This window comes from Shewanella frigidimarina (assembly GCF_003797125.1).
In the GTDB taxonomy this organism is placed as follows: Bacteria; Pseudomonadota; Gammaproteobacteria; order Enterobacterales; family Shewanellaceae; genus Shewanella; species Shewanella frigidimarina.
In genome coordinates this window covers 118,320-144,158 of sequence record NZ_RKKE01000001.1, presented here as the reverse complement: position 1 = coordinate 144,158, position 25,839 = coordinate 118,320, and the positions used below count along the sequence as shown (strand labels likewise).

General features: G+C 41.2%; 17 protein-coding genes and 1 pseudogene. 13 read left to right on the top strand and 5 right to left on the bottom strand.

What is annotated here, in order from left to right; translation table 11 throughout:
• Positions 1-36 precede the first annotated feature (36 nt).
• A complete protein-coding gene (locus tag EGC86_RS20835; protein ID WP_165872315.1) occupies positions 37-195 on the bottom strand; it encodes a hypothetical protein in 159 nt (52 codons plus the stop codon).
• Between the two features lie 491 nt (positions 196-686).
• Here EGC86_RS20835 and EGC86_RS21190 point away from each other — a divergent pair.
• Positions 687-836 (top strand): annotated as a pseudogene (locus EGC86_RS21190) (ISAs1 family transposase); the annotation flags it as partial.
• A 283-nt stretch (positions 837-1,119) separates the two neighbouring features.
• Here the strand turns inward: EGC86_RS21190 and EGC86_RS00580 are convergent.
• Entirely contained in the window at positions 1,120-1,815 is a 696-nt protein-coding gene (locus tag EGC86_RS00580) for a type 2 periplasmic-binding domain-containing protein (protein WP_123776308.1), read from the bottom strand.
• Positions 1,816-2,809: 994 nt separating this feature from the next.
• Between EGC86_RS00580 and EGC86_RS00575 the strand changes: the two genes are divergently transcribed.
• From EGC86_RS00575 to EGC86_RS00550, 6 genes are all read left to right on the top strand, one after another.
• Positions 2,810-3,568, top strand: a complete 759-nt coding sequence (locus EGC86_RS00575; protein WP_123776307.1) for a response regulator transcription factor — start codon at positions 2,810-2,812, stop codon at positions 3,566-3,568.
• A 3-nt stretch (positions 3,569-3,571) separates the two neighbouring features.
• Positions 3,572-4,246 (top strand): response regulator transcription factor, encoded by a 675-nt coding sequence (locus EGC86_RS00570; RefSeq protein WP_123776306.1) that lies wholly within the window; start codon positions 3,572-3,574, stop codon positions 4,244-4,246.
• Positions 4,236-5,450: a sensor histidine kinase gene (locus EGC86_RS00565; RefSeq protein WP_123776305.1), complete on the top strand. Its 1,215-nt coding sequence runs from the start codon at positions 4,236-4,238 to the stop codon at positions 5,448-5,450. The genes EGC86_RS00570 and EGC86_RS00565 overlap by 11 nt, the downstream gene beginning before the upstream one ends.
• 462 nt (positions 5,451-5,912) lie before the next feature.
• Positions 5,913-6,659 (top strand): outer membrane protein OmpK, encoded by a 747-nt coding sequence (locus tag EGC86_RS00560; RefSeq protein WP_123776304.1) that lies wholly within the window; start codon positions 5,913-5,915, stop codon positions 6,657-6,659.
• Positions 6,660-6,688: 29 nt separating this feature from the next.
• Positions 6,689-8,443 (top strand): flavocytochrome c, encoded by a 1,755-nt coding sequence (locus EGC86_RS00555; RefSeq protein ID WP_123776303.1) that lies wholly within the window; start codon positions 6,689-6,691, stop codon positions 8,441-8,443.
• 137 nt (positions 8,444-8,580) lie between these two features.
• The gene (locus EGC86_RS00550) at positions 8,581-9,336 is read left to right on the top strand and encodes an FAD:protein FMN transferase (RefSeq protein WP_245423080.1); all 756 of its coding nucleotides are present in this window, start codon (positions 8,581-8,583) and stop codon (positions 9,334-9,336) included.
• 77 nt (positions 9,337-9,413) lie between these two features.
• Here EGC86_RS00550 and EGC86_RS00545 read toward each other — a convergent pair whose 3' ends face one another.
• Positions 9,414-9,803: a Cd(II)/Pb(II)-responsive transcriptional regulator gene (locus tag EGC86_RS00545; RefSeq protein ID WP_011638267.1), complete on the bottom strand. Its 390-nt coding sequence runs from the start codon at positions 9,801-9,803 to the stop codon at positions 9,414-9,416.
• 76 nt (positions 9,804-9,879) lie between these two features.
• Between EGC86_RS00545 and EGC86_RS00540 the strand changes: the two genes are divergently transcribed.
• Together EGC86_RS00540 and EGC86_RS00535 are read left to right on the top strand one after the other, a co-directional pair.
• Positions 9,880-11,973, top strand: a complete 2,094-nt coding sequence (locus tag EGC86_RS00540; RefSeq protein WP_123776302.1) for a TonB-dependent receptor plug domain-containing protein — start codon at positions 9,880-9,882, stop codon at positions 11,971-11,973.
• A 260-nt stretch (positions 11,974-12,233) separates the two neighbouring features.
• The gene (locus tag EGC86_RS00535) at positions 12,234-14,702 is read left to right on the top strand and encodes an alpha/beta hydrolase family protein (RefSeq protein ID WP_123776301.1); all 2,469 of its coding nucleotides are present in this window, start codon (positions 12,234-12,236) and stop codon (positions 14,700-14,702) included.
• 441 nt (positions 14,703-15,143) lie between these two features.
• On the opposite strand, the gene EGC86_RS00530 is transcribed toward EGC86_RS00535, so the two are convergent.
• Positions 15,144-15,710 carry a TetR/AcrR family transcriptional regulator gene (locus EGC86_RS00530; RefSeq protein WP_123776300.1) on the bottom strand — a complete coding sequence of 189 codons (567 nt, stop codon included), beginning with the start codon at positions 15,708-15,710 and terminating at the stop codon, positions 15,144-15,146.
• Between the two features lie 127 nt (positions 15,711-15,837).
• On the opposite strand from EGC86_RS00530, the gene EGC86_RS00525 reads away from it, so the two are divergent.
• The 4 genes from EGC86_RS00525 (at position 15,838) to EGC86_RS00510 (ending at position 23,944) form a co-directional block, all read left to right on the top strand.
• The gene (locus EGC86_RS00525; RefSeq protein WP_123776299.1) at positions 15,838-16,482 is read left to right on the top strand and encodes a peroxiredoxin-like family protein; all 645 of its coding nucleotides are present in this window, start codon (positions 15,838-15,840) and stop codon (positions 16,480-16,482) included.
• An 11-nt stretch (positions 16,483-16,493) separates the two neighbouring features.
• Complete coding sequence (locus tag EGC86_RS00520; RefSeq protein WP_123776298.1) at positions 16,494-17,636, top strand: L-dopachrome tautomerase-related protein; 1,143 nt, start codon at positions 16,494-16,496, stop codon at positions 17,634-17,636.
• A gap of 458 nt (positions 17,637-18,094) precedes the next feature.
• On the top strand, positions 18,095-22,993 hold the full coding sequence (locus EGC86_RS00515) for a PAS domain S-box protein (RefSeq protein WP_123776297.1): 4,899 nt from the start codon (positions 18,095-18,097) through the stop codon (positions 22,991-22,993).
• A 3-nt stretch (positions 22,994-22,996) separates the two neighbouring features.
• Complete coding sequence (locus EGC86_RS00510) at positions 22,997-23,944, top strand: diguanylate cyclase (RefSeq protein ID WP_123776296.1); 948 nt, start codon at positions 22,997-22,999, stop codon at positions 23,942-23,944.
• Between the two features lie 255 nt (positions 23,945-24,199).
• Here the strand turns inward: EGC86_RS00510 and EGC86_RS00505 are convergent, their stop codons facing one another.
• Positions 24,200-25,168 carry a DUF3187 family protein gene (locus EGC86_RS00505; protein WP_123776295.1) on the bottom strand — a complete coding sequence of 323 codons (969 nt, stop codon included), beginning with the start codon at positions 25,166-25,168 and terminating at the stop codon, positions 24,200-24,202.
• Between the last annotated feature and the right edge of the window lie 671 nt (positions 25,169-25,839).

Here is a 25,839-nt window from a genome sequence, read left to right as displayed (position 1 = left end):
AAGTGAGTTTGATGCCAAACGAATAGTGACGATGACTCACCCCTCAGGGGTATTATTGACTTCTTTGTGACTAATCGCTTGTTTCGCTTTAAAGGAATTAAAAGTGACGATGTGGTAGATCCCCATGAGTAAACCACCGATGATAACGATCCCTATTGAGATAAACGGCATCCAATAACTGAGCGTGGCGTTCATGAGTGAGCCCTCTTTATGGCGCGATAAGTGATGAGATAATGTTAACACATTGTCGATTATGGCGTGATAAATTGTGTGAATAACGAGCAAAAAAGTACCGTTTAAGAGCCAAGAAAGGGGGGATGGACTTGAAATGATCCGCATAAAGCAGGTGATAGTGACTATATTCCTCTTTTTACCTCAGACAATAGTGTCTCATTGGAGGACGTTTTGGCGGTTTTCAGTCTCAATCATTGATTGATAATGATAAAAAGTTCAATAAAATCAGTTAAATAGTGGGAGCTCAAGAAAATCGGTAAAATAGCCCCAACCTATTCCATGTAAGCTTTTGATTTTATGGGTTTTTTCTATATCATAGTTTGAATTTTTATATTTGCCGTTTTTAATTGTTCCAATAACGATAGTGTAGTTAAAATTTTTCAATCGATTTTTGGTTATGTTGATTTAAATTACTACCTCACAGCATATAACACTTCATATAACATTAGTTCTTGAGCATAGAACAGAACAAGCAAGCGGGGATAGAATCAATGCACAGGATCCTCGATGCAAGGATGAGTGAAGATGCTTTCCTGATATACAACGATCACGGAGCAAATAATCTGTCCTGCCTTAGTCACATGAGCTTGAATATATTACGAGTTGCGGTGTTTTTCAAAAATAAATGTGTAATCAATATCTGTTATTTTCTGCCAGCTGTGAATGTTGCCAACCTAAAAATCAACTTACAAATATAAATTGGGCCTAGCCCGCTGATATGACATCAGCAGTATTCAACAAAATATGAAAATCATATCAGCAGGCCGAATCTGAATATATTTAGTAGAAAAAGTACGCAAGGATGGCAATCATTACGGATATATATTTAATGTTGAATCGAGTATTCGATCCAATTTGTAAAATATAATTATAAAGTATAAATGTTTAAAACACTTCATTTTCTTTCAATAGTTTTGTTAACAGCTTTAAACGTTGCCTATTTTCTTCATCATCTCTGAAAGCTAGCACTAATTCTTTTTCCATAATTATAGACACAGTTTCTATCTTGGAAGACCATTCTTGTTTAGACAAATATTGCATGACTATAGGATCGGTAATCGCCACATCTCCTCGACCAGCTAATAGTTTTTTTAACAACGATAATTCATTCGACGCACGTTCTACGTTATGTGGATATTTTTTAATCGCGTTATCAATAATTTTTGGATAATGGTATGTGCTAACAATTCCGACTGAATATTTTTCAAATAACTCATCAATACTGTCAAAACTAACGACTTTGTCTGGGATTTTTAAGATGGCTATTTCTGACCAATCAACTGCCGGAGAAATTATAGCCCCATCAAATACATCTTCAGGCCACGCAGGAAAAATTCCGATATATTCATTATTGGTTTCTACTAAATATTTAGACCTTTTCCAAGGATAAAACTCAACGATAAGAGTGATATCTTGCTTTTGTAACAGTTTTCTTAATTTCTGAATTGAATGTCCCTGATGTTCTACTTTTGATCCAGCATAAGGAGGCCATTCTAGTGATGTTATCTTCCAAGTTTCTCCGGCATGTAACGTGGGCATAAATACCATTGAACACAATAAAATAAATTTGATAATCAACATCCTTGTTTTCCTCAATTAATGTTTTTAACTGTTCCAATAACTATAGTGTAGTTAAAATTTTTCAATCAATTTTTGTTTGTGTTGATTTAAATTATTACCTCACAGCATATAACACTTCATATAATATTAGTTTTTTAGCATAGTACAATGAATAGCCTTCAGCGCGCGCGCGGATAGAATCAATGCACAGGATCCTCGATGCAAGGATGGGTGAAGATGCTTTCCCGATATACAACGATCTCGGAGCATTAATAATCTGTCCTGCCATAGTCACACAGGGCAACCGCATGAGTGTGCGTTTTTTGCTCGCAATAAATAATTTAAATACTGAATCACTTTCAATTATTCATGAAGTGATGGCGTACAGAACAAATTAAGTTTTAAAAACATACTAACTCTGCATGTAAAACGTTCGCGATCTCCCCCCCCCCCCGCTTAGTCACATGAGCTTGAATATATTACGAGTTGCGGTGTTTTTCAAAAATAAATGTGTAATCCATATCTGCTATTTTCTGCCAGCTGTGAATGTTGCCAACCTAAAAATCAACTTACAAATATAAATTGAGCCTAGCCCGCTGATATGACATCAGCAGTATTCAATAAAATATGAAAAATCATATCAGCAGGCTGAATCTGAATAGATTTAGTAGAAAAAGTACGCAAGGATGGCAATCATTACGGATATATATTTAATGTTGAATCGAGTATTCAATCCAATTTGAAAAATATAATCATATATAATTATAAAGTATGACATGTCAAAATTACGTCAAAATAGGAAGTCATAAATTTAATTTTTTTGTTTTTGTTGTGTAGTTAAAACATCCTCATTATTAAACTGTATCGGTTAACGCTATTTGAGTAAGATTACAGCCATAAGTTTAACAAATTGTAATCCTAAATTGAGTCAACTTGGTTTTCGTCACTGTTTTCAGGTAACTTTGGACTGAAAGTCATCGTGAATAGTTCTGATTGAGTATGAGATGGCGGTAAAATGGAAAAAATAACACTATTGTCGGAAAGCGAACCCGCTCAAAGCAGGTTTCTGGCAGATAGTATTCTCAATAGCATGAAGCCTCCTTTTGCCGAGCATGGCTTCGCAGGATTCTGGTTCCAGGGAATCGCCATTAGTGCCTATCAAGACTATCTACAGAACAGCCGAAAGAGCTTGTTGACCCGAAGGATACTTCGAGGTCGTGGTGGTGTGTTCGCTTCATCACCAAAGGTTCAGCAGCTACATGAACAATACGTGACACGCGTCGCGCCTACGGACATTAACTTTGGCGAAGCCTTGCGACTCGAATCCCCTTATTGTTATATTCTGTGCGAAAATGGCCAGCCGAATAAAGCTCAAAAACTCTTTAATCGTTATGGCGTCAACACTGTCCTGAGTTGGCCGCTGAAACACTTTGCATCGGATGCCTGGGCTGGTAGGTTTACCCTGCTATCTAAACACACCTACGATGAAATAAATGTTACTGGTTTAGAGACCACACTTAAACAAGCTCAGATGAGTCTATTTGAGCATTTTCATAATGAAATAAACCCTTTTCGGCAATGTAACTTATTTAACCAAACGGCAATCAAGGCACTGAAAATGGCAGCGACGGGACTCCATAATCATGAAATCTCACAGGAGCTTCATATTACTGTTCGCGGTGTGGAATATCATCTTGAATCCATAAGAAATAAATTGTCTGCCAGTAACAGGGCTAATTTAGTTCATATAGCACATCAACTGGAAATTATATAGCGCATGTTAGTTCTCCTCGTCGAAGATAATCGCTTGCTGGCCAAGAATATTATTCATTATTTGGAGCTCAATGAGATCGAGTGTGATTATGCAGAGACACTCACTCAAGCTGAACAGATCATATTCGGTCTAACTTTCGACGCGATAATTCTCGATCTGAACTTGCCCGATGGCGATGGTATTACCGCATGTAAAAAGTGGAAAGATCAGTGCATAATCTCACCGATCATTATGCTTACCGCGAGGAGCACACTACAGGATAGGTTGTCAGGTTTTGAGGTCGGCGCCGATGACTATCTGGTTAAACCTTTTGCCATGGCTGAGTTAGTTGCGCGTCTTAGGGTCGTATCTCAGAGGCGTCCGTCACCGAAAATACTTACCATCGGTGATCTTGAATTTGATTTTGCCAGACATCATGTGCACAGAAAGGGACAGTTATTGTTATTATCTCGCACTGGATGGCAGATCCTGACTCTATTGGCCCGTCGGAGTCCTGAAACTGTCGAGCGGGAGGAGATCGAACGGATGCTGTGGCCCGATAGTTTGCCAGATAGTGATAGCTTGCGTAGCCACATTCATCTGCTGCGGAAAATTGTCGATAAGCCATTCGAGCAAAAATTTATCCATACGATTAGGGGAATAGGCTTATGTTTGAAGGTAGTCACAGATGAAGCCTAAACTCAGTTTGAAACGTGTTTATCAGGTGTATGGCTTATGTTTTCTGGCGATAACCTTAATCATCAATAGTTTTATCCCCTTGTGCATGATGTGTACAGGTATGTTCAGCATGCATGAAATTACCATGAGAAATGCTGCTCAAGCGGCTGAGCTCTATACCACTCCCAAAAATAAAACATTTCAAACAGACAATCTCACAGTATTTCCCAGTTGGGAGTCGGTACCTAATAGGGTTAAGGCGATTAATGGAGGCGTTGCTCCTGATGCTCCACAAAATGTAAAACACCAGCATACAGATGGGCAGTTTATCGATGCCCTGATGTTGCATCAGGGAGATAACGGTAAAGAGAGCTATGTTTGGCTACATTATAATGCAACACACGATCTTGAATTTGCGCCGAAAAATATGGCTGCTATCTGCCTGCTAGTTATCATGACATTCACCGTAAACGCTATTCTGGCCTGGTATCTACAGAGCCGCGTGATTTCGCCGGTTCATCAGATCAGCCGCGCGATAAAGCAGCATGATTGGCAAAATATGCAGCAATTGCGTTTTCCTAAACAATGCTATGCCGAACTTCAGTCGATAGTCGATGCCTTGGATAGTTCAATCAAACAGCTCAAAGAGGCACAACAGCGGGAGCTCTCTTTCCTGCGTTTTGCAAGCCATGAGCTCAGAACTCCTATCGCCATATGTCAGTCTTCATTCGATATTCTGACCCTGCAACAAGGGAAACTCACAGGCCCTACCTTACATGCCAGTCAGGCAACAACTCAGATGCAATCGATTACCGAGACACTACTTTGGTTAATGAGTTCTGACTGTAGCCCGATGGACAGCAGTAATGTGAAGTTGGCAAAGTTGTTGGAGAGTATCATCTATGATCAAAAGTTCGCTCAAGGGAGTGATGTCCCGGTCGATCTAAAGTGCGATGAAACCGAACTGTTCGTACTCAAGGAGCCGCTGACTATCGTTTTGAACAACTTGGTGCGCAATAGTTTAGAGCATGGTGCTAAAGGTATCTCTATTGTTCAGGCTGGCAATCGAATCGATATTATTAATCCCTTGTCCCTGCATAACTCCAGCGGCTTTGGTCTGGGATTGATGTTGGTAGAACGGTTAGCAAAACAGCTCAATTGGCACTATTCAACCAGTAATGACCATAACTCCTTCAGGGCTACGCTCATCATACGGCCCACTTGATCTGAGTCTTATCTTGATTATGACAGTTTGCTAGTTGGCATGGAGTGTCCACTATATTGAAGTGAGAGTCTCTAAACGCACTTCATTGTCTTAACACCCTCTCTAAAATTTTATTCTTATCACTGACTGTTAATTCCATATTTATTCTTATATTTAGATTTCAATGTTACTTATTTAATAAGTGACTGAATTTTTATTTATGGTTTAGATATATATTTATGACGCTCGATATTTTGACGTAATTTTCACAAAGTAATATTTCGATGCTTTTTATTTTTACGTAATTTTCACATAGTTATTATTTATATATTTTCATTTTTATATTTAAACGTATTTTTGGCAGTTTTACTTCTCTAACCCACACACATTACATGAACTAAAACTATTACAAGATCTGGCTCACAAAGAATATTAATTATTCATTTATCCTATATGGAAATCTTACAAATAAGGAATATTTTGATGAAAAAGCAACTTGTCACAGCATTAGCCGCTTTAGTGATAGCACCTGCAATGTCAGCAACATCAGTCGATTTGGGATATAAGGCGTACACCTCTGATACTAAGTCTGATAACGGTGGGGCATATGACCAACCTTTTGTTAAATTGACGCATTTCAATAAAGCAGACTGGGGCACGCTATTGGCTTATGTGAAGCTTGAGAACCCGGGTGAGGTGAAAGAAGCTCAACACGGTGCAGATGGAAAGCTGACCGTAAAGTCCCTGTTTATTATTGATAAGCAGATCTCTGATACAAGTTACAACTTATGGGGACAGAATTTCTTGGTCTCTAACCGTACAGTGATGGAAGACAACCTATATCTGGGTGTGACCACTAACCGTAAGTATGGCGATCTCTTTATCAATGCCGGTATCGGTCTGAACTACTCTGTTGCTCATTTTGATCCAACCGGGGAAAATTTCGATGGGATTAGTGGTTATGCCGCGGTGATTAATGCCAGTTACCCATTTTCTGCAATGGGGCTTAAGCATTCGTTATCTGTCAACTATGAAGGGCAGATCGACCGTGATGAAGACCATATGAGCACCTTAGGTTATGACAGCTACGGACATCAGCTCATCACCACATTAAAGACAAGTATGACGGAGTCATTCTATACCAAGTTGCACATGACCCATTTCGATAGCTGGGGTTCAGCGCCTAATGATGGCATCGAATATGGCGTAGCGGTTGGTTTTACCTTCTAATATCGGATTGATCTAATAGGAATAACAAAGTGATTAAAAAAACAATTATCGCCAGTGCAATTGTCGCTCTGGTCATGGGCTGCTCACTTAAAGAGAGCGACCAGTTAACGAAGAGCGAAGGTTCTGCATTCGGTAAGCATGGAGAAATTCAGGTTCAGACCGAAACTAAAAATGGCAAGTTGGTCGATATCAGTATCCTGAAACAGAATGAAAATAAGGTATTGGCGGCGTCGGTATTTACCGAAATGAAAGATGCAATGATTGCCAATAACAGTACCGAGGTCGATGGCATCAGTGGCGCGACGATCACCAGTGGTGCATTTAGAAAGGCTGTTGAGAGCTCTCTTACCACAGCTGGCGTTACCTTAGTTGCCGGTATGGTCAAGAGCAGTGATAAATCGGCAGAACTAGTTGCCAGTGAACAAAATTTCGATGTCGTTATCATAGGTTCAGGCGGTGCAGGTTTCAGCGCCGCGATCACGGCTAAAAATGCTGGTGCTAGCGTAGTGATTATCGAAAAAATGCCAACGGTTGGTGGTAACAGCTTGATCACCGGTGGTCAGATGAACGTGCCAGGTAACTGGGTCCAGAAGAAGATGGGCATCGAAGACAGTATCGATCTGTTTGTCAAGGATACCCTAAAGGGAGGTGATTATTTGGGTGATCCTGAGATGGTACAGATTTTGGCCGAGCAAGCATTACCAGCCGCAGAGTGGCTAAGGGATTATATTAAGGTCGATTTTTACAAGGATCAGCTATTCCAATTTGGTGGTCACAGCGTTAAGCGTGCACTGATCCCACGTAACCATACTGGCGCGGAGTGGATCAGTAAGTTTATGGCAAAAACCGATGAGCTGCAGATCCCTATCCATACTCGTACGACAGCAACAGCGCTGATTAAAGATCAAAATGGACGAGTGATCGGTGTTGAAGCTGAGAAGAATGGACAGCAACTCACTTATTACGCCAAGCGTGGTGTGATCATGGCAACCGGTGGTTTCGGTGCTAATGTTGCGATGCGCACCAAGTATGTCCCCGAACTGGATAGCCGCTACGGTACAACTAATGCTCGTGGGATCATGGGTGACGGTATCGTGATGGCCGAGAAGCTTAACGCTCAAACACATAACATGAAGTCTATCCAGACTTATCCTATCTGTCATATCGATAGCGGAGCGATCTCTTTGATCGCCGACTCGCGCTTCTTCGGTGCCTTGTTGGTGAATAAGGAAGGTCATCGTTTCGTCGAAGAACTAGAGCGTCGTGATGTTATCAGCCGTGCAATTCTGGCCCAGACCGATCAGCAGACTTATGTACTTTGGGGGAGTGAGATTGAAGAGATTGCCGGTGTTGTCGGTGTGCATAAGGATGAGTTCGCCGAGCTTAACCGTAAAGGCATGATGTTTAAGGCAGACTCAATCGAAGAGTTGGCTCAAAAGTTCGGTGTTGATGAAAAAGCGCTGATGGCTCAGGTTGGACGTGTAAATCAGTTTGCTAAAGCGGGTGATGATAAAGAGTTCCATCATCGTGGTGGGCTAAAAACTATCATGAAGCCTCCATTCTATATGCTGGTGGCTAAGCCCTCTGTTCATCACACTATGGGTGGCTTGATGACAGATACCCATACTCGTGTACTAGATACACAAGGTAAGGTTATTGCTGGTTTATTCGCAGCTGGTGAAGTTACCGGTATGACCCATGGTTCGAACCGCTTGGGTGGTAATGCCATTACCGATATTACCGTGTTTGGCCGTATTGCAGGTAAAGAAGCTGCCGCACAATAATCGATAGCTTCTGCTTAAAATAAGTATTCCGTTCAACTTAGTGAGCGGAATATTTTATTATGAGTATAGGGAATGTTTTGAAGGCTAATATGAAACTTTGTGTGAAACTCCTAACGATGTGCTTGTTGGTGTCATATATGTTCCAGTCTCGGGCATGGGCGCATATCAATATCGAGCAGATAACCGGTAATACGATGGGGACGACCTACACGATACAGTTGCGCCTGCAGAATAATCTAGCGACGAAACAGCAGATAAAGGCATTCGTGGAGCAGGAACTGGAGCGAGTGAATAGCGCTCTGTCAGTTTACCGTTCAGATTCTGAAATATCTATATTGAATTTAAATGATACTGGAAACCCTATTCTGGTATCTGAGCGTCTAAGGGATGTATTACAGATTTCAAAGACGATATCTTCACAAACCTATGGGGCGTTCGATGTGACATTAGGGCCAGTGATTGAGTTCTGGGGGGTTGGTGTTAAGGCCAGAGATCTGCAGAATAAAGATCGTGGTCAGCTGGAGTTGGCTCGATCGAAAACAGGCATGGATGGATTTACCCTGAGCTCGAAAGCCATTACGAAAGTGATTCGAGGGCTAGAGATAAATCCTTCGGCTGTGGCGAAAGGATATGGCGTAGATCGTGTTGCCAAGATACTCGATGGTGCGGGTGTACTTAATTATCTGGTCGAGATAGGCGGAGAGGTGCGGACTCGCGGAGTTGGTGTCAGAGGTAGAGACTGGACCGTTGCTGTTACTCGTCCAGAGAAGTTTAGCCTGGAGATACAGCAACTGACCAATCTTAAAGATATGTCTATGGCGACCTCGGGTAGCTATGTTAATTATATCGAGAGCGGTAGTACTGTATACTCAATACCTAATAAACCCGAATAATAGTCGTTTAGATGCATGCAGTAAAGCGCAACAAGCCCTTATTTAATGATTAAAAAAGTCATTACATTCGTTTTAGCCTAAGCCGATTTCAGCGTCTGTAAAATACTGCAATCCTTGATCTGATGGCTTTTACAGCAGCTCGCGAGTGCGGCTAATGATTGTTCTAGTAATGCCAATTCTCGCTGGGTTTGTTGGATGCGGGCAAGTTGTTCGGCAATGATGTTGTCGACTAATGCGCACGACGATTTCGGGTCTTGTTGTGTATCAACTAAGCGCTTGATGTCATCGAGTCCGATGTTTAATTCTCTGCATCGTCTTATAAATACCAATGTCTCGATGTCTTTTTCTTGGTAATGACGATAGCCATTACTGGTACGGATTGGCGGGGAGAGTAGACCAATTTGCTCATAATATCGGATGGTTTTAACCGATACCTGGGCAATTGATGCCAATTCACTTATTTTCATATTGACCTTCCAGTGGCTGTAACCTTTAAGCTTAAGCATATCATTTTTCGATAATGTGTTGTTAAAAGGAAGTTGTATGTTGAGTTATTCCGCGGCGTCATTAATTTTGTCGCTAGGTGTTATTGGGGTGAGTGAAGCCAGTATGGTGGATGACTCGATAAATACGTCTGGGCAGAGTGCAAATTACAGTAAGAATGACAGTGAGAGCCACAGTGAAAGTCACAGTAAAAATCCTGAACATTCTGAGTATAATGCCCCAAAAGCGGATGTGGATGAACACGAGCATGAACACGAAGAAGAAATGGAAACCATTGTCATACAAGCTACTCGCTCTGGGCGGATTGCCGATGAACAACCTATTCGAGTTGAGGTGATTAACCGCGAAGAGATTGAAGAAAAAGCAGCGATGAGACCAGGTAATATTTCTATGCTGGTGGCTGAAACGGGTGGGATAAGATTACAAACAACGTCTCCGGCGTTAGGCAGTGCCAATATTCGCCTACAAGGCTTGTATGGTCGTTATACCCAATTACTGGCAGATGGTTTACCGCTGTACGGTAATCAAGCAGGGTCGATTGGTTTGTTGCAAGTGCCGCCGACTGATCTAAGTCGCGTTGAAATTATTAAAGGTTCGGCATCATCACTTTATGGTGGTTCAGCACTCGGCGGGGTAATTAACCTTGTGTCTCGAACGCCTGGCGATGAACTCAGTGGTGAAGTGTTGGTCAATGCAACCACGCGCGATGGTCAGGATGTGACCACCTATTTTGAGTCGCCATTGAGCGAGAATGTAAAAGGCTCGGTGACGGCAGGAGCTCATTATCAAGACAAGCAAGATATTGATAATGACGGCTGGATCGATTTGGCAGGTTATGAGCGATACACTGTTCGTCCGCGATTATTTTGGGAAGGACAAGAAGGACAAACACTGTATGTGACTAGCGGGTTTATGACCGAGCAACGTACTGGCGGTACTTTAGGTGATAACACGGTCGCTGATGGTACTTCGTTTGAACAATCGCAAGATTCCGATAGGCTTGATGGCGGCCTGGTGTTTAGTATGCCGTTATTAGAGTCGTTGACGTTTAATACACGCGCATCGGCGATGGTACAAGATCATGTGCATGTATATGGTGCCGATGTAGAAGAAGACCAACACGAGAGTTATTTACTTGAAAATAGCATAGCGGGTTATACCGATAACAGTGATTGGGTTGTTGGTTTAGCGTATCAGTCTGAAATCTTTGCCTCTGACACGTACCCTGAGTTCGATTATTCTTATAAAGTGCCGGGTGCATTTGCTCAACTTGATTATGAGCTGACAGACCAAATCACCACATCTTACAGTGCGCGCATTGATGAGAACAGTGAATATGGTACTCAATTTAGCCCAAGAGTATCGGTGCTTTATCGCCCAAGTGACTTAACCATAAGAGGCTCTTATGGGGAGGGCTACTTTGCCCCTACGCCGTTTGTTGAAGAGATTGAGGCCGCAGGATTATCAAGATTAGCGCCGATTGACAACTTACAAGAAGAGCGCGCTAAAACGGCATCGCTTGATGTGAGTTATACCTTTGATGATGTGGAAACGAGTTTGACTTTGTTTGGCTCGAATGTGGATAACGTCACGGGGTTAGAGGCTTTCTCTGTCAATAATGATGGTTCCTTAGACGCTGTTAGGTTAGTTAATGCACCCGGCGAAAGTCAGATCCGTGGTTCTGAAGTGTTGCTGCGTTACTATTTGGGCGATGTTAAGTTGACCGCAAGTTACTTGTATTTAGACGCAACTGAAGTGTCGCCCGATGGCCAAGGCCGTAGAGCTATTGCCTTAACACCACGTCATTCTGGTGGTTTTGTCGCTATGTGGGAGCAACATGGCTGCTTTAGAGCTGGCTTTGAAGCTTATTATACCGGCACCCAAAACGTTAACGATAACCCTTATATTGATGAAACCAACCCTTATTGGCATCTTGGTTTAATGGGCGAAATTACTGTGGGCAGAGTCAGTTGGTTTATTAACTTAGAAAACTTACTCGATGTAAAACAAACCGATGAACATCCAATGTTACTGCCTAATAGATCGCCTAGCGGCCAATGGACTACCGATATCTGGTCACGTAACGATGGCTTTATTGCTAACGCAGGTGTAAGAGTTAAATTTGGTCATTAATCGCGTTTTGCTCGTGTAAGTTGGCCCGCCACAAAACAGATAAACCGTCAGTCTAATACCGGCGGTTTCTATTTCATTTCAATTTTCACTGCATTGCTTCTTTATCCACTTCCTCTAGCGAATTCACTTATCCTTGTTAATCAATGATCCGCATATACAAAGGGCGACAATTATTGATACACAAAAAATATGCATTTATCGGTCAGTTTTGTCACACTTGCATAAAGAATCAATAAAAAAAGCAACAATAAGGACAGGTAATGAAAACGTTTTCTCTGGTGTTAACCAGTTTAGCCATTGCAATATCGGGCATGGCACATGGGGTAGAAATTGACGCTAAGTACATTCAGCGAATAGGCCCTGTGGATCAAGTATCAGCAGCGCCATTATCGAAAAGTGCCCATGCAGATCCGCTGCGTGCTAATTTGGTTGCTCAGCTCAGACAGGCTAATCACGCCAGTAAGGTGACGGTATTTAATCAGCCACTGTCTTGGCAAGCTGCATCAACTAAGGTTGAAGGCGATGGCTGGTTAGCATATAAAGTGCCAATGTCGACAGATCGTTTTACCCAAGGCACATTAACCGTTAACGGGCTTGAAAATCCTCAAGTGTATTTGAATGGGCAACTGGTTAAATCTGCCGATAAAGTCGAACTTGAGCTGACAAATGGTGACTACCACCTTGTGGTATTGGCCGATGGCCAAGCGCAAGGTAGCGAATTTAGCCTTGATTGGCAGGGCAAAAGTGAAGTTGATAATATCGACTTTGCTGTACAAAAAACGCAGCGTGTATCTGCCCAGCAGTTATTCGATTCAAAAGTGATTAGTGGCTTAACCCTGTCACCTAATGGCAAGTATTTACTACAATCGACCATTGAATACCAAGCTAGCCAAGGCGATACGCCGATTCAAGTGACCGAGTTACGTAAATTATCGGACTACAGCGTGGTGTACCGCTGGCAAGATAACCGCCCAAGCAGTGCGGTTTGGTCAAGCGACTCTTCACAACTCGTTTTTGTGGCTAACAAACAAATTCAATTATTCAATGTTGCTGATTTGAGCATTAACGTAGTCGCGACTGATATGGACAATGTCTCTGGTTTGCAGTGGTTTGGCGATACCCTACTCTTTAGCTGGGAAAAGCCCTTTAAAGCCGATGAAAAAGCCACCTCTAAGCGTTTTCAAGCATTAGAAGACCGCTGGAGTTATTGGCGTAACAACAGTCAACTCTATCAAGTAGATGTTGCCTCGGGCTTTATTCGTCAACTGACAGACAACAAAGTCAGCAGTTCTTTGTTAGACAGTAATGCAGATAAAGGCAAACTATTGTTAACGCGCTCGCCAGTGGATTATGCACAGCCAGCCCATGGAATAACGCAGCTTATTGAGCTGACATTAGCTGATTTAAGCGAAACCATGATGGGTGAATATCGCAGTTTTAATAGTGCACTATATGCTGATGACGGTATGTATATTACCGCTGGGCCGCGTTTTATGGACGGCACAGGAATACAAGATCCTAACCTTGAAGTGAACGATTATGATGGTCAGTTATATTGGCGTGATGCTAAAGGCAATGTCAGTGCACTCAGTAAAGAGTTTGATCCTTCCATAGGCAGCATCACCAAGCTTGAAAATGATGATTTAATTGTGACGGTAACCGAAGGCGACCGTGCACCTTTGTATTTATTTGATAAAAGCAAAAAACACTTTAATCGAATAGACACCGGTGTGGATATGATAGACGGCTTTAGTGTTGCCATTGAGCAATCTACACCCACATTAGTATTTGCTGGTACCTCAGCCACTGCGCCGCAAAAAGCCTATAAAATGAAGGTTAATTCAAGCCGTGAACAGTTGCTGTTTGATAGTCAACAACTTAGCTATGCCAACACGCGTTTAGGTAAAATTGAAGATTTTGATTTTACTAATACCCATGGGCATAACATTGATGGCCGTGTTTATTTACCTGCCGATTTTGATGCCAGTAAAAAGTATCCCGCATTAGTGTATTACTATGGCGGTACCTCACCTGTAGGGCGTCACTTTACCGGGCGTTGGCCATTTAATTTATGGGCAGCCCAAGGTTATGTTGTGTATGTTGTGCAACCAAACGGTGCAACCGGATATGGCCAAGCCTTTAGTGGCCGTCATGTTAATGCCTGGGGCAAGTACAGCGCTGACGATATTATTGAGGGTACTAAAGCCTTCTTAAATGCGTACCCATCAGTTGATGCTAAACGTGTGGGAAATATGGGCGCATCTTATGGTGGCTTCATGACCATGTATTTGGCTACAAAAACCGATATCTTTGCTGCGTCAATGTCGCATGCGGGGATCAGTAATTTATCGTCTTACTGGGGCCATGGCTGGTGGGGTTACGGTTATTCTGGCGTGGCCAGTCGTGGCAGTTTTCCGTGGAATAATCCAGAGCTCTATGTAGAGCAAAGCCCGCTATACCATGCAGATAAAATTACCACACCGTTATTGCTTATTCATGGTAATGCCGACACCAACGTACCAGTAGGTGAAAGCCATTACATGTACACCGCGCTTAAGCTATTAGGTAAAGAAGTTGAGTTGGTTGAGTTTAACGACCAAGACCATCACATCAATAGCCGCCAAGCCCGCTTTGATTGGTGGAATACCACCATGGCATGGTTCGATATGAAGTTAAAAGATGAACCACAGTGGTGGAACAGTATCTATCCTGAGACAAAAGAAGAGTAGTTACTTAACCTCAACTCGGGATAATAAACATTTATCAAACAGCAATTTGTCTCGCTAACTGTGTTGCTTTGGCTTGTAATTGGTTAGCTATTGACGCGTCGATGCGCCTTGTTAGCAAAACAAATGACAAGTTTAATATGAAATAGGCTGAATGTTGTCATTTTGCCTTACATATCCCACTTCTTAACCCGAGTTGAGGTTATTTAAGCCCAAACAGCCTCGCAATGCGAGGCTGTTTTTTTTCGTTTGGGCAACGTGCGGAAAAGGACCTAATCAAAATAATGTGGTCATTGGAAAGTTTGACGTTGAGCGACCACTTACATAGGTAAACTGTTGCACCAAGATACCGTGGTTATCATCAATAACAACGAGGTTAAACTGTCCACATTCAGTCCCGTGACAGCAGGGGGGAACTCTCAATATACTGGGTAACGTATAAGCTTAGCACTCAACTTTTAGCCATGGCAGTAGCGCGTTGATAGTGTTGATTTGGGTTGCTGCTGATTCTGACTGATAGCCATAGACTCGGATGCCGAATGTGACGGTCATAAGTTGAGCTGCATAGGCTTTAGCTGTTTCTGGCTCATATAATTGGCTCAGGTAATGTTGATATACATGCTCAATCTCAGTTAATTGTGATGAAGCAAATTTGTATAGCTCGTTACCTTGAGAGGCGAGTTCAAGTTGAGTTTTGATTAAGAAGCAACCGCAGTAATCACAAGACTTTGATTGCTCAACAATGTTGTCGAGGATCTGTCTAATACCTGCTTTGACATCGTCAGCTTGTTGCATTAGTTGATGAATCGCCTCAATCGAAAAGGTGGCATAGCGTGCTAAGGCTGCTTGGAATAAGCCTTCTTTGCTATCGAATTCATAATATAAGCTACCTGGTTTTAATCCGGTGGCTTTAGTGATTTGCTGAATGCTCGATGCGGCATAGCCATTTTGCCAAAATAGGGTGATGACCTTATCTAATACGTCCGCTCGTTCAAAATTTTTCTTTGCCATGACATCGATCCTCAATCGTTACTGACGCTATAATAGCACCACTTGAATGATTGTTCAAAAACTACTTGCGTTGTTGTTATGATTTGATTATCTTGAATGAATATTCAAGATAAAATGAGACGCTATCATGTCATTATCCACCCAGCTGACTGAAAAACGAGATGCCAACGCTGCCAATTTACCTCCTGAGGTATTGGCGATCATGTCGGATGCGACGTTAAACCTGAAGTTATCCGGCATTATCGATAGCGCGCCTAAAGCGGGTGATAAACTGGCTGCGTTTTCGTTAACCAATCCATTGGGCGTTACCCGTCATTTATCCGAGTTGTTAGTTAATGGACCGGTCGTGGTGACATTTTATCGTGGTAGTTGGTGTCCATATTGTAATTTAGCGCTGCGCGCCTATCAGCAGCATCTTGCTGAGTTTAAACAGTTAGGGGCAACGTTTGTGGCTATTACGCCTGAGTTGCCTGATATGTCACTTTCAACCGCAGAGAAAAATGAACTCGAATTTGATGTCTTGTCAGATGTGAATGCAGAGTATGCCAAAGCGCTTGGTTTAGTCTTTTCGTTACCCGATTCTATTCGTGATCTGTACCAGAAATTTGGTGTAGAAGTAGAAAAGCATAATGGTGCGGATCAATTTGATTTTCCATTAGCGGCGACCTTTGTGGTTGCAAAAGACGGCACCATTGTCAAAGCATTTGTAGATGCTGATTATACTTACCGTCTTGATCCTGAAGATATCATTAGCTCATTAAAAGCGCTGTAGGGATCTAATTTATGATGTTTAAAAGTTTATTTGAATCTACAACCGTTATGGTACCTAGAATGAACATATTACCTAAAAAAGTGTTGTTATCTAAAACGCGAGTGATTGCGTCTTTAGTGTTACTGAGTAGTTTATTTACCAGTACTGTATTTGCTGCAGATTATTCAGTGTTCCGCGAGTTAGACAGCCAACATCCCCCTGGTAATGTGGCCGTGTCATCTACTGGGCGAGTTTTCATGAGTAATCATCATTTTTACGGTGTTGATTCGAGAATTGTCGAGCTTAAAAAAGATGGATCTATCGTCGATTACCCTAATACAGAGTTCAATCAAAATCTTAATCCTGTTTTGGGCGTGGTGATTGATGAACAGGGCATTTTATGGATGCTTGAAACTGCTTCTACTGACGGTGTCGGGCGACTTATCGGTTGGGACACTCAACAAAACCGTTTATATAAAATGATTTCTTTAGCGGCACCAGTATTGCCGGATAATTCATTTTTGAATGATCTTGCAGTTGATAGGCAACATGAAGCGGTATATATATCCGATCCTGCTGGTGGCAGTAATGCGGCATTAATGGTGGTTGATTTAACGAGTGGCACAGCAAGACGAGTATTAGATGGCAGCGTTTATACCCGTCCTGAAAATGTTGATACGGTGATTAATGGCAATACTTTATCTATCGGTGGCCAGCCTATTCGTATTGGGGTTGATTCACTGACCATAGACCCTAATAACGAGTGGGTTTATTTTGGTGCATTAAGTGGTGAGAAGTTATATCGGGTGCACACTCAATATCTACTAGATGTTAAATTATCGGCCAATATGTTACGCAGCAAAGTGGAGTTTTATGCTAATAAGCCTGTCAGCGACGGCATAACCATTGATAATGGCGGCAACATTTATGTTACTGATATAAGCCATAATGCTGTCGGTTATATCGACACAGATCGTCAATATCATATTTTGCATCAAGATAGTGACAAGTTCAGTTGGTCTGACGGTTTTTCAACTACGGCCGATGGTAAGTTGTTAGTTACGGTGAATAAGTTACATCAGTCTCCAGCGGTCAATAACCAGCAAGACAAAAGTGACGGCCACTATTATATCATTCAGTTTGACGCATTAACCGAAACGACAGTTGGGCGTTAGAGCGGGATAGCTTGGAATTAGAAGCTAGATGACTAGATCGCTAGATGCTATAAAAGCAAAGCCTAGATGACTAGAGCGCTACGCTGCTAGATACTATAAAAGCAAAAGCCTAGATGACTAGAGCGCTACGCTGCTAGATGCTATAAAAGCAAAGCCTAGATGACTAGAGCGCTACGCTGCTAGATGCTATAAAAGCAAAAGCCTAGGTGACTAGAGCGCTACGCTGCTAGATGCTATAAAAGCAAAAGCTTAGACGACTAGAATCTAGCTGACTCGGTTCTATAACATCTTAACTGCGCAGCTGTCCCTCGCAGGACGTAGTCCGCCCTAGAAGCGCAGCGCACTATCCGCGTAGCAGTCTAGATTCGTAATCAATTTCGGAAACACTATATTTTTCAATGTCTAGCTTGTAAAAAAAGCATTTGTCGTCCAAAGTTAATGTCTGTGACTCTTAACTAATGATAAAAATGACCAGACTATATAGTTATAAAAATGCGCTTAAATTGGGTATTGGAGTATTTTCTTTTGGCTTAGTCATCAGTTTTATTACTGCTTTAAGTGTTAATAATCAAAATAACACCATTATTACTCAATCTCTTGAAACGGTGACAGAGCAAGTTGCTAACAATATTATTGATCGTATCGTATTGTATCAATATGGTTTAAGAGGTGCTCGAGGGGTTATTTATACCGTTGGTGAAGATAATATTTCTCGTGATTTTTTTAAAAAATATAGCTTAACTCGCGATTTTGAAAGCGAGTTCCCCGGTGCGCGAGGGTTTGGTTATATCCGCCGTGTACCAGCCAACGATGAAGCGAGTTTTGTTGCCAAAGCTAAACTTGATGATTGGCCCGATTTCAGCGTGCGTCAACTTACTCCTCATGATGATGAACGGTACGTGATTGACTATATCGAACCCATTGATCGTAATCTCGCCGCTGTCGGTTTAGATATTTCCTCTGAACAAAACCGCAAAAATGCCGCACAACAAGCATATTTAACGGGTGAGACACGCTTAACCGGTCCAATCACGTTAGTGCAGGCGACTGGTCATCCGTTACAAGCCTTTCTTATTTTAATGCCTATTTATCGTACTGGACTTACTCCAGCAACCCCGGCGTTAAGGGAGCAACAAGCTTTTGGTTGGAGTTATGCGCCACTCGTTGCCAATGAAGTTTTTGAACAGATTAATTTATCGCGTAAAACCACTAAATTATTGGTCAATGATGTGACCGATGCTCAAAATAATGTCATGTTTTATGAAACACATGTTGATGAGGTAAATCCATTAACATCTTTTGTTGTTACATTAGATCGAGAAATATTTGGACGTAAATGGCAAGTAACGTTAGTGGCTTATCCTGAATTTGTCAGCGGTTTACATTTAAGTTCACCGAAAATTGTATTTAGTTATGGTGTGATTGTGAGCTTGTTATTGGGTGGGCTTATTGGTTTTTACGGCTATGCATTAGGCCGTAAGCGTATCATTTTGGAAGATAATGAAAGACGAGCCAATATTTTAGAGCATTCGCTTGATGCGATTATTAGTTTTGACTGTGATGGTGTTATTACCAGTTGGAATGATGGTGCGGTAACAATGTTCGGTTACGAGAAACATGAGGTGATAGGCCTCAAGAAAACAACGTTTATTGTACCAAACGACGGCTATGATGCTGAAAATGAAAAATTTAATCAGGTACTAAGTGGTAAATCGTTATTAAACTTTGTCAGCCAACATAAACGAAAAGACAATGAACTACTGTCGACGTCGATGACGTCATTGGCTATTTATAATGAGTTTGGCAAAATTATCGGCGTCAGTCAGACTATCCGAGATATTACAGTACAGCTAAATGCTGAAAAGCAAATTTTGAACATTAATGCCAGTCTTGAACGTAAAGTTACCGAACGTACTCAAGCGTTACAACAAGCCCTGTCAGAAAATAAAACCTTACTTGATAATATTAATCAGCAGCTGCTCTATTCTGAAACAGATAAAAATGGCGTTATTTTGGTGGTAAATGATAATTTCTGTCAAACATCAGGGTTCACTCGCGAGCAAATGATTGGTAAGAAACATTCTATTTTAAAATCCAATGAACATGATCGTGCCTTCTGGCAGCAGATGTGGCAAACCATTCATGCAGGCGAGACTTGGCATGATGAAATTTGTAACCGAGATAGACAGGGCAATATTAAATGGCTTGATACGGTAATTGCCCCAGTGATGGACGAAAACGGTCATCTTGTTCGCTGCATCGCATTGAGGATTGACATTACTGAACGTAAAAATACCCAGTTAGAAAAGAATAAACTCGCGTCTTTACTCACAAACGTGCTTGCCGCAGCAACAGAAATTGCGATTATTTCAACCGATAATGATGGCATTATTAACATTTTCAATCGTGGTGCAGAGTTGTTACTTGGTTATAAGGCTGAGGAGATTGTAGGTAAGCAAAGTCCTGCAATATGGCATCTACCTTCAGAGGTCCGCCAACGCAGTGAAGAGTTAACAGAGGAGTTTGGCGAAGATATTAGTACTTTTGATGTGTTTGTGTATAAGCCTAGAACACAAGGGCCTGAAACGCGTACCTGGACGTATATCCGTAAAGACTTATCTCAATGCCAAGTGTCGTTGTCGGTTTCGGCTATGCGCGATCAAATTGGAGAGATTGTAGGGTATTTAGGTGTTGCGGTGAATATCGATCAAATGCTCAAGCAACAAGAGGAGTTAGTGTCGGCCAGTAATCAACTGAGTAAAGCAGCCGAAGTTGCTGAGTTAGGTATTTGGAATTTAGATTTAGACACCGACGACTTACAATGGAACGATCGGATGTTTGCTATGTATGATTACCCAACAGCGCTTACAGAAAAGGGCTTAAATTACCAGCATTGGCAAAAACGGATTCATCCAGATGATATTGAAATGGCTGAACTCGCTCTACGACAAGCCATTGACTTGAATATTCCTTATGAACCGACTTTCAGGATCATTACCAGCTCGAATCAAATTCGCTACATTCATGCCGGGGCCCAAATTAGTTATGACAAAACAGGTAAACCTTTGCGCGTGGTTGGGATTAACCGTGACATTACAGAGCAACGCGAGTTAGAACAAACTTTGCGTTTAGCTAAACAAGCCGCAGATGCTGCGAGTGCCGCTAAATCAGCATTTTTAGCCAATATGAGTCATGAAATTCGTACTCCAATGAATGCTGTGCTAGGCATGCTACAACTTATTCAGCATTCTGATATGAGCCGCCAACAAGCTGATTATGTCACTAAAGCGGAGATTGCAGCGAAGTCATTATTAGGGCTATTAAATGATATTCTAGACTTTTCGAAAATTGATGCTGGTAAGTTAGAACTTGATTTGCATCCGTTTCAACTCGAAACGTTAATGCGCGAATTAGCGGTGATGTTAGCGGCCAACGTACACAGTCAACATTTAGAAGTCATTTTTGATTTAGATCCTGCCATTCCGTACTTGATTGAAGGTGATGAACTTCGTTTGCGACAAGTGTTGTTAAATCTTGCGGGTAATGCGATTAAATTCACCTCTGAAGGTCATGTTATTGTTGGGGTACACTGTAATGAGTGTACTGCGAATCAAGTGAATTTAACTATTTCAATTACTGATTCTGGTATCGGAATTAGCCCTGAACAAAGCAGCAAAATTTTCCAAGGTTTTGTTCAAGCAGAGTCTTCAACGTCAAGACGATTCGGCGGCACAGGACTGGGATTAGCAATCACTAAAAGTTTAGTTGAGTTGATGGGGGGGGAATTATCATTATCGAGCCATGTTGGTGAGGGAAGTCGTTTTTGGTTTGAGTTGACGTTTAATATTGTTGAAGTGAAGAATAACGATCTAGATATCGATTTACTGGGTAAGAATATTCTGATTGTTGATGACAGTAAAATGAGTCGTAAAATTTTATCCAAAACCTTAATGGCCCATGGTGCTTATGTTAATGAAGCTCATAATAGTAAACAGGCTATCAATCTTATAGAGCAAAGCTTAAATGCCAGCAGTCACTATGATGTGATTATTATGGATTGGCGGATGCCCGATATGAATGGCTTAGAAACCGCCAATCATATTCAAGCGATGTTTCCGGCAGGTAAGGCACCAGCCATTATTATGCTGACAGCATATGGTGCAGAGGTGATGGAACAAACTAAACAATATCGCCAGCAACCTTTTGTGAGTATGTTAACCAAACCTGTTACTGCCAACTTAATGCTTGAGGCCGTTTACCGAGCCATAAATGGTTTAGTTCAGCCTGTGCAACCTAGAAAAATAACCCATTTAGTCTTAAAAGGTATCAGGGTGTTGGTGGTTGAAGATAATCAGCTTAACCGCCAAGTTATTGATGAATTATTACGCCTACAAGGCGCGGTAGTGACATTGGCTAAAGACGGTATTGAGGGAGTTGATTGGGTTACTAAGTCAAATAATCAATTTGATATTGTCATTATGGACATGCAAATGCCAGTAATGGATGGACTTGAGGCTACGCGCCTTATTCGTGCCGATGGCCGATTTAATGATTTACCCATTTTAGCGATGACGGCTAATGCATCGCTTGCTGATAAAACATTATGCTTAGAGGCGGGTATGGATGACCATATCGGTAAACCGATAGACATGACTCTTTTATTACCTTGTATGCTTAGTCTATTGGGCCAAGATAATAGTGCTTATTATCATTCAACTGTCAATAATTCACCTATTGCGTTACCAGAGATGCTTGATGATGGTGACGATGAAGCGATTATCGAAAACCCAGATTCTATTCTGCGTCGTTTTGGTGGTGAACTTGCATTTTTCATTGATGTGAAGCATCATTTTGCATCAGAAATGTCAGAACAATTATCATTACTTACTCAAGCGTTCGCACAAAATGATGACAATGTTATCTGTAGTATTGCTCATACGATTAAAGGTACTGCCAGTAATATTGGTGCTAAGCGACTCGCAGCTTTTGCTGCCACACTAGAGAAAAATATAAAGAATGCTGTTAATATCGATTCATTAGCTTGCTTAAGCCAAATGCAAGGTCAGATTAATGATAGCTTGCATATGTTAGATACTCTTTTTCCAGATGAAAGTGCAGTATTAACAACTAATGCGCTGGATAATAATGCAGTATTGCCGATACAAAGTATAGAACCCGATAAAATCAACCTATTAATGGAATTATTGGTTGAGCAAAATTTAGATGCCATTGAGTACCTTGAACGCCTGTTAAGCGACGTGGTGCCAGATAAGCAGTGGTTAAGATTGAAAAATCAAGTGAGCCAACTTGAGTTCGTGGATGCTGTCGATACATTAAAATCGATAATTAAGGAGTGATGCGTGTTCATAGATGAGTATATTTCTGGTGTTGCGCCAGTTAGAGGTAAAATACTGTTAGTTGATGATCAAGTTGTGAACATCAAAATATTGCATCAACTATTGCAAGCGGATTACGATATTTATATGGCTCGAGATGGTCATCAAGCCATTGATATGTGTAAAAAAGTCAAACCAGATATCGTATTGTTAGATATCGAAATGCCGATGCTTAATGGATTTGATGTGTGTGCGCATTTGAAAAAAGACCCCGATACCGAGGATGTGGCGGTTATTTTTGTGTCGGGCCATTTTGATGAAGATAAAGAGGTTAAAGGGTTCCAGTTAGGAGCTGTTGATTTTATTCATAAACCCATTAATCCAGTTATTACTAAAGCACGCATTAAAAATCAGATGATGGCTAAATCTCAAACTGATTTATTACGCTCTATTGCACTGCTAGATGGATTAACCGGTGTGGCTAATCGGCGTAAGTTTGATCAAGTGCTACCCGTTACCTGGTTACAATGCGCACGTGAAAAACAGCCATTGACCATTATTTTATTGGATATCGATTTCTTTAAGCATTTTAATGACACCTACGGCCACACCGAGGGTGATACTTGTTTACGTGTTGTTGCACAGAAGATACAAGACACTGTTAACCGTCCTTATGACTTAGTCGCGCGTTATGGTGGTGAAGAGTTTATCTGTGTACTACCAAACACTGATGTAATTGGTGGGACTTATGTGGCTCAGCAAATTGTTGACAGTATAGTGTCATTGAAAATAGCCCATATAAACTCACCAATATTTTCTTATGTTACTGTAAGCGCTGGGGTTTCGACCATAGTGCCAATGTATGATATGCCCAATAAAATCTTAGTTGAAGCGGCAGATAAACAATTGTACTTAGCCAAAGACCGTGGCAGAAATAGAGTGCTAGGTTGTTTAGTTGAAGAAAATACCTAGGTAACTAGAGCAGCGCGGCTAGATGCTATAAAATCTTAGCAACAGCCTAGATCGCTGCGCTGCTAGTACGCTTCGCGGCTAGATGCTATAAATGCATAGGCTTAGAGTCTGGATAACTAGAGGTGCTACGCACTGGAATCTAACTCGCTTGATATCGCTTTTCATCGCTTGCTATCCATTTTCTATTGTAACAACGCAGCAGTCCCTAGCAGGACGTAGTCCGCCCTAGAAGCGCAGCGCTCTAGAACCTAGGATCTAAAATTTATGCCGATAACCTAATACATAAGCTATATCAGCACTGTTATCCATGTTTAAAAAGTTCTCAACCATAGTGAATTCGATGGCGCTGCTATTGAAGTAATAGCGATAACCCAATAACGCTTCATTAGACGCCTCTGAGAAGTTCTCATCCCAACTTACCATGCCATCATAGCGATGGTATTCAGCTAACCAACCGTGCCGACCGGTACGATATTCGTAACCCAGCCCCAACGTTAGGTAATGAGATTCGAAACTATTTTGCGATAGCGGCGCTTTACTGTGTAGGAAACTGATCCCTAGAGTAGAGTTCAAATGGTGATTGCCATTGTGGTAGCCGTAATTAATTTGCACGCTTTGCTGGAAGCTTTCATCAGCAAATGGGCCTGAATCGACAGATTTGTAGTACAGCGTGCCTCCAACCGAAATACCATGGTGTTCATTTTGCAGTAATTGATAACCTAAATATGCTGTAAATGCATTATTGAGGGTTTCACCATTAAAGTTTTCAACATCAATATCGTATTTTTCTGAACGCATTTGACTTTGGTGTTTAGCTTGCTGGTTACGACCATTTTGGTCAAATCCAAAAGCATCGTGGAACCACATTGTTAATGAATCCAAATGGTTGTCACCACTAAATTGCCAAGTGTAATTAGCATCAAACAGTAAATCCTCTGTAATTTGCCATTTTAAGCCGCTGCTAATCGCATTTTGGTAGTAATCTGCCAATAACTCATCGGATTCGGACCAGACGCTGGCAGCGTTTGCTGTGATGTACCATTCTTTTTGACCTTGGGGTAACGAAAAGCCAGAACGTAACAATGGGCTGAGATTAATAGATTGCATCGGTGATTGTGCATATACCTGTAACGGTCCGTAATCATTAAAGCTGACTACTTGCGCTTGTGCAGGCAAGATGAAAGAAATACTCACAACGGATATCAGTTTAAGGTTGGTCTTCATTACAATTCCCTGAGTTTACTGTCCAGTTAATTTATCAGTGTCTGCAAATTACAAAGATAAAATTAATACTCGTGTCAGCCAATATTTAGTCATTTTAATTGATAGGGCAGTGCGCATTATGATGGTATGAAAACATAATTTAAATATCCAAAAAGGAACACGTAATGATGTTCAGTTATATAACCACTCCTATGCTAACAACAGTATTCACTTTTTTAAAGATTAAGCCAGCCAATATCGCTGAATAATTGAACTGTTATTGTGTTTGTAAGGTCTTGATTGTTATCTAATAGCAACATGTAAATTTATTGTTGATTATAAATTTATACAACAGTGTTAATATTGGTTTGATATTTTAATCTATTACTTTGCTATAAATTCTAGTTGCTGTTCTCATGTTGCTGCTATATTTAGGTATTGTTTGTTTAGTGTGTTATTTGTGATGTTCAGTTATCGGTTTACACAGTGTTTTTTAGTTGTTTTTTAGTTGTATTTTTTAAGCGTTATTTTCACCAAAATGTGTAATGGATACGCATTAATAAAATGGATTTGTAATGAAACAACTTTCTTTTCGATTTACTCAGTTATTGTTTTTCGACATTTTTTATATCCCCCATATATCCGCAATACTTCATCGATTAATTTGCTCTGTTCTAGCTTTTATTATTGTC

Bases quoted from the DNA above. Each gene is read 5' to 3' on its own strand.
- EGC86_RS00565 (WP_123776305.1), top strand. From the start codon at position 4,236: ATGAAGCCTAAACTCAGTTTGAAACGTGTTTATCAGGTGTATGGCTTA.
- EGC86_RS00525 (WP_123776299.1), top strand. From the start codon at position 15,838: ATGTCATTATCCACCCAGCTGACTGAAAAACGAGATGCCAACGCTGCC.
- EGC86_RS00570 (WP_123776306.1), top strand. From the start codon at position 3,572: ATGTTAGTTCTCCTCGTCGAAGATAATCGCTTGCTGGCCAAGAATATT.
- EGC86_RS00520 (WP_123776298.1), top strand. From the start codon at position 16,494: ATGATGTTTAAAAGTTTATTTGAATCTACAACCGTTATGGTACCTAGA.
- EGC86_RS00560 (WP_123776304.1), top strand. From the start codon at position 5,913: ATGAAAAAGCAACTTGTCACAGCATTAGCCGCTTTAGTGATAGCACCT.
- EGC86_RS20835 (WP_165872315.1), bottom strand. From the start codon at position 195: ATGAACGCCACGCTCAGTTATTGGATGCCGTTTATCTCAATAGGGATC.
- EGC86_RS00580 (WP_123776308.1), bottom strand. From the start codon at position 1,815: ATGTTGATTATCAAATTTATTTTATTGTGTTCAATGGTATTTATGCCC.
- EGC86_RS00545 (WP_011638267.1), bottom strand. From the start codon at position 9,803: ATGAAAATAAGTGAATTGGCATCAATTGCCCAGGTATCGGTTAAAACC.
- EGC86_RS00530 (WP_123776300.1), bottom strand. From the start codon at position 15,710: ATGGCAAAGAAAAATTTTGAACGAGCGGACGTATTAGATAAGGTCATC.
- EGC86_RS00535 (WP_123776301.1), top strand. From the start codon at position 12,234: ATGAAAACGTTTTCTCTGGTGTTAACCAGTTTAGCCATTGCAATATCG.
- EGC86_RS00515 (WP_123776297.1), top strand. From the start codon at position 18,095: ATGATAAAAATGACCAGACTATATAGTTATAAAAATGCGCTTAAATTG.
- EGC86_RS00550 (WP_245423080.1), top strand. From the start codon at position 8,581: ATGTTCCAGTCTCGGGCATGGGCGCATATCAATATCGAGCAGATAACC.
- EGC86_RS00540 (WP_123776302.1), top strand. From the start codon at position 9,880: ATGTTGAGTTATTCCGCGGCGTCATTAATTTTGTCGCTAGGTGTTATT.
- EGC86_RS00505 (WP_123776295.1), bottom strand. From the start codon at position 25,168: ATGAAGACCAACCTTAAACTGATATCCGTTGTGAGTATTTCTTTCATC.
- EGC86_RS00575 (WP_123776307.1), top strand. From the start codon at position 2,810: ATGGAAAAAATAACACTATTGTCGGAAAGCGAACCCGCTCAAAGCAGG.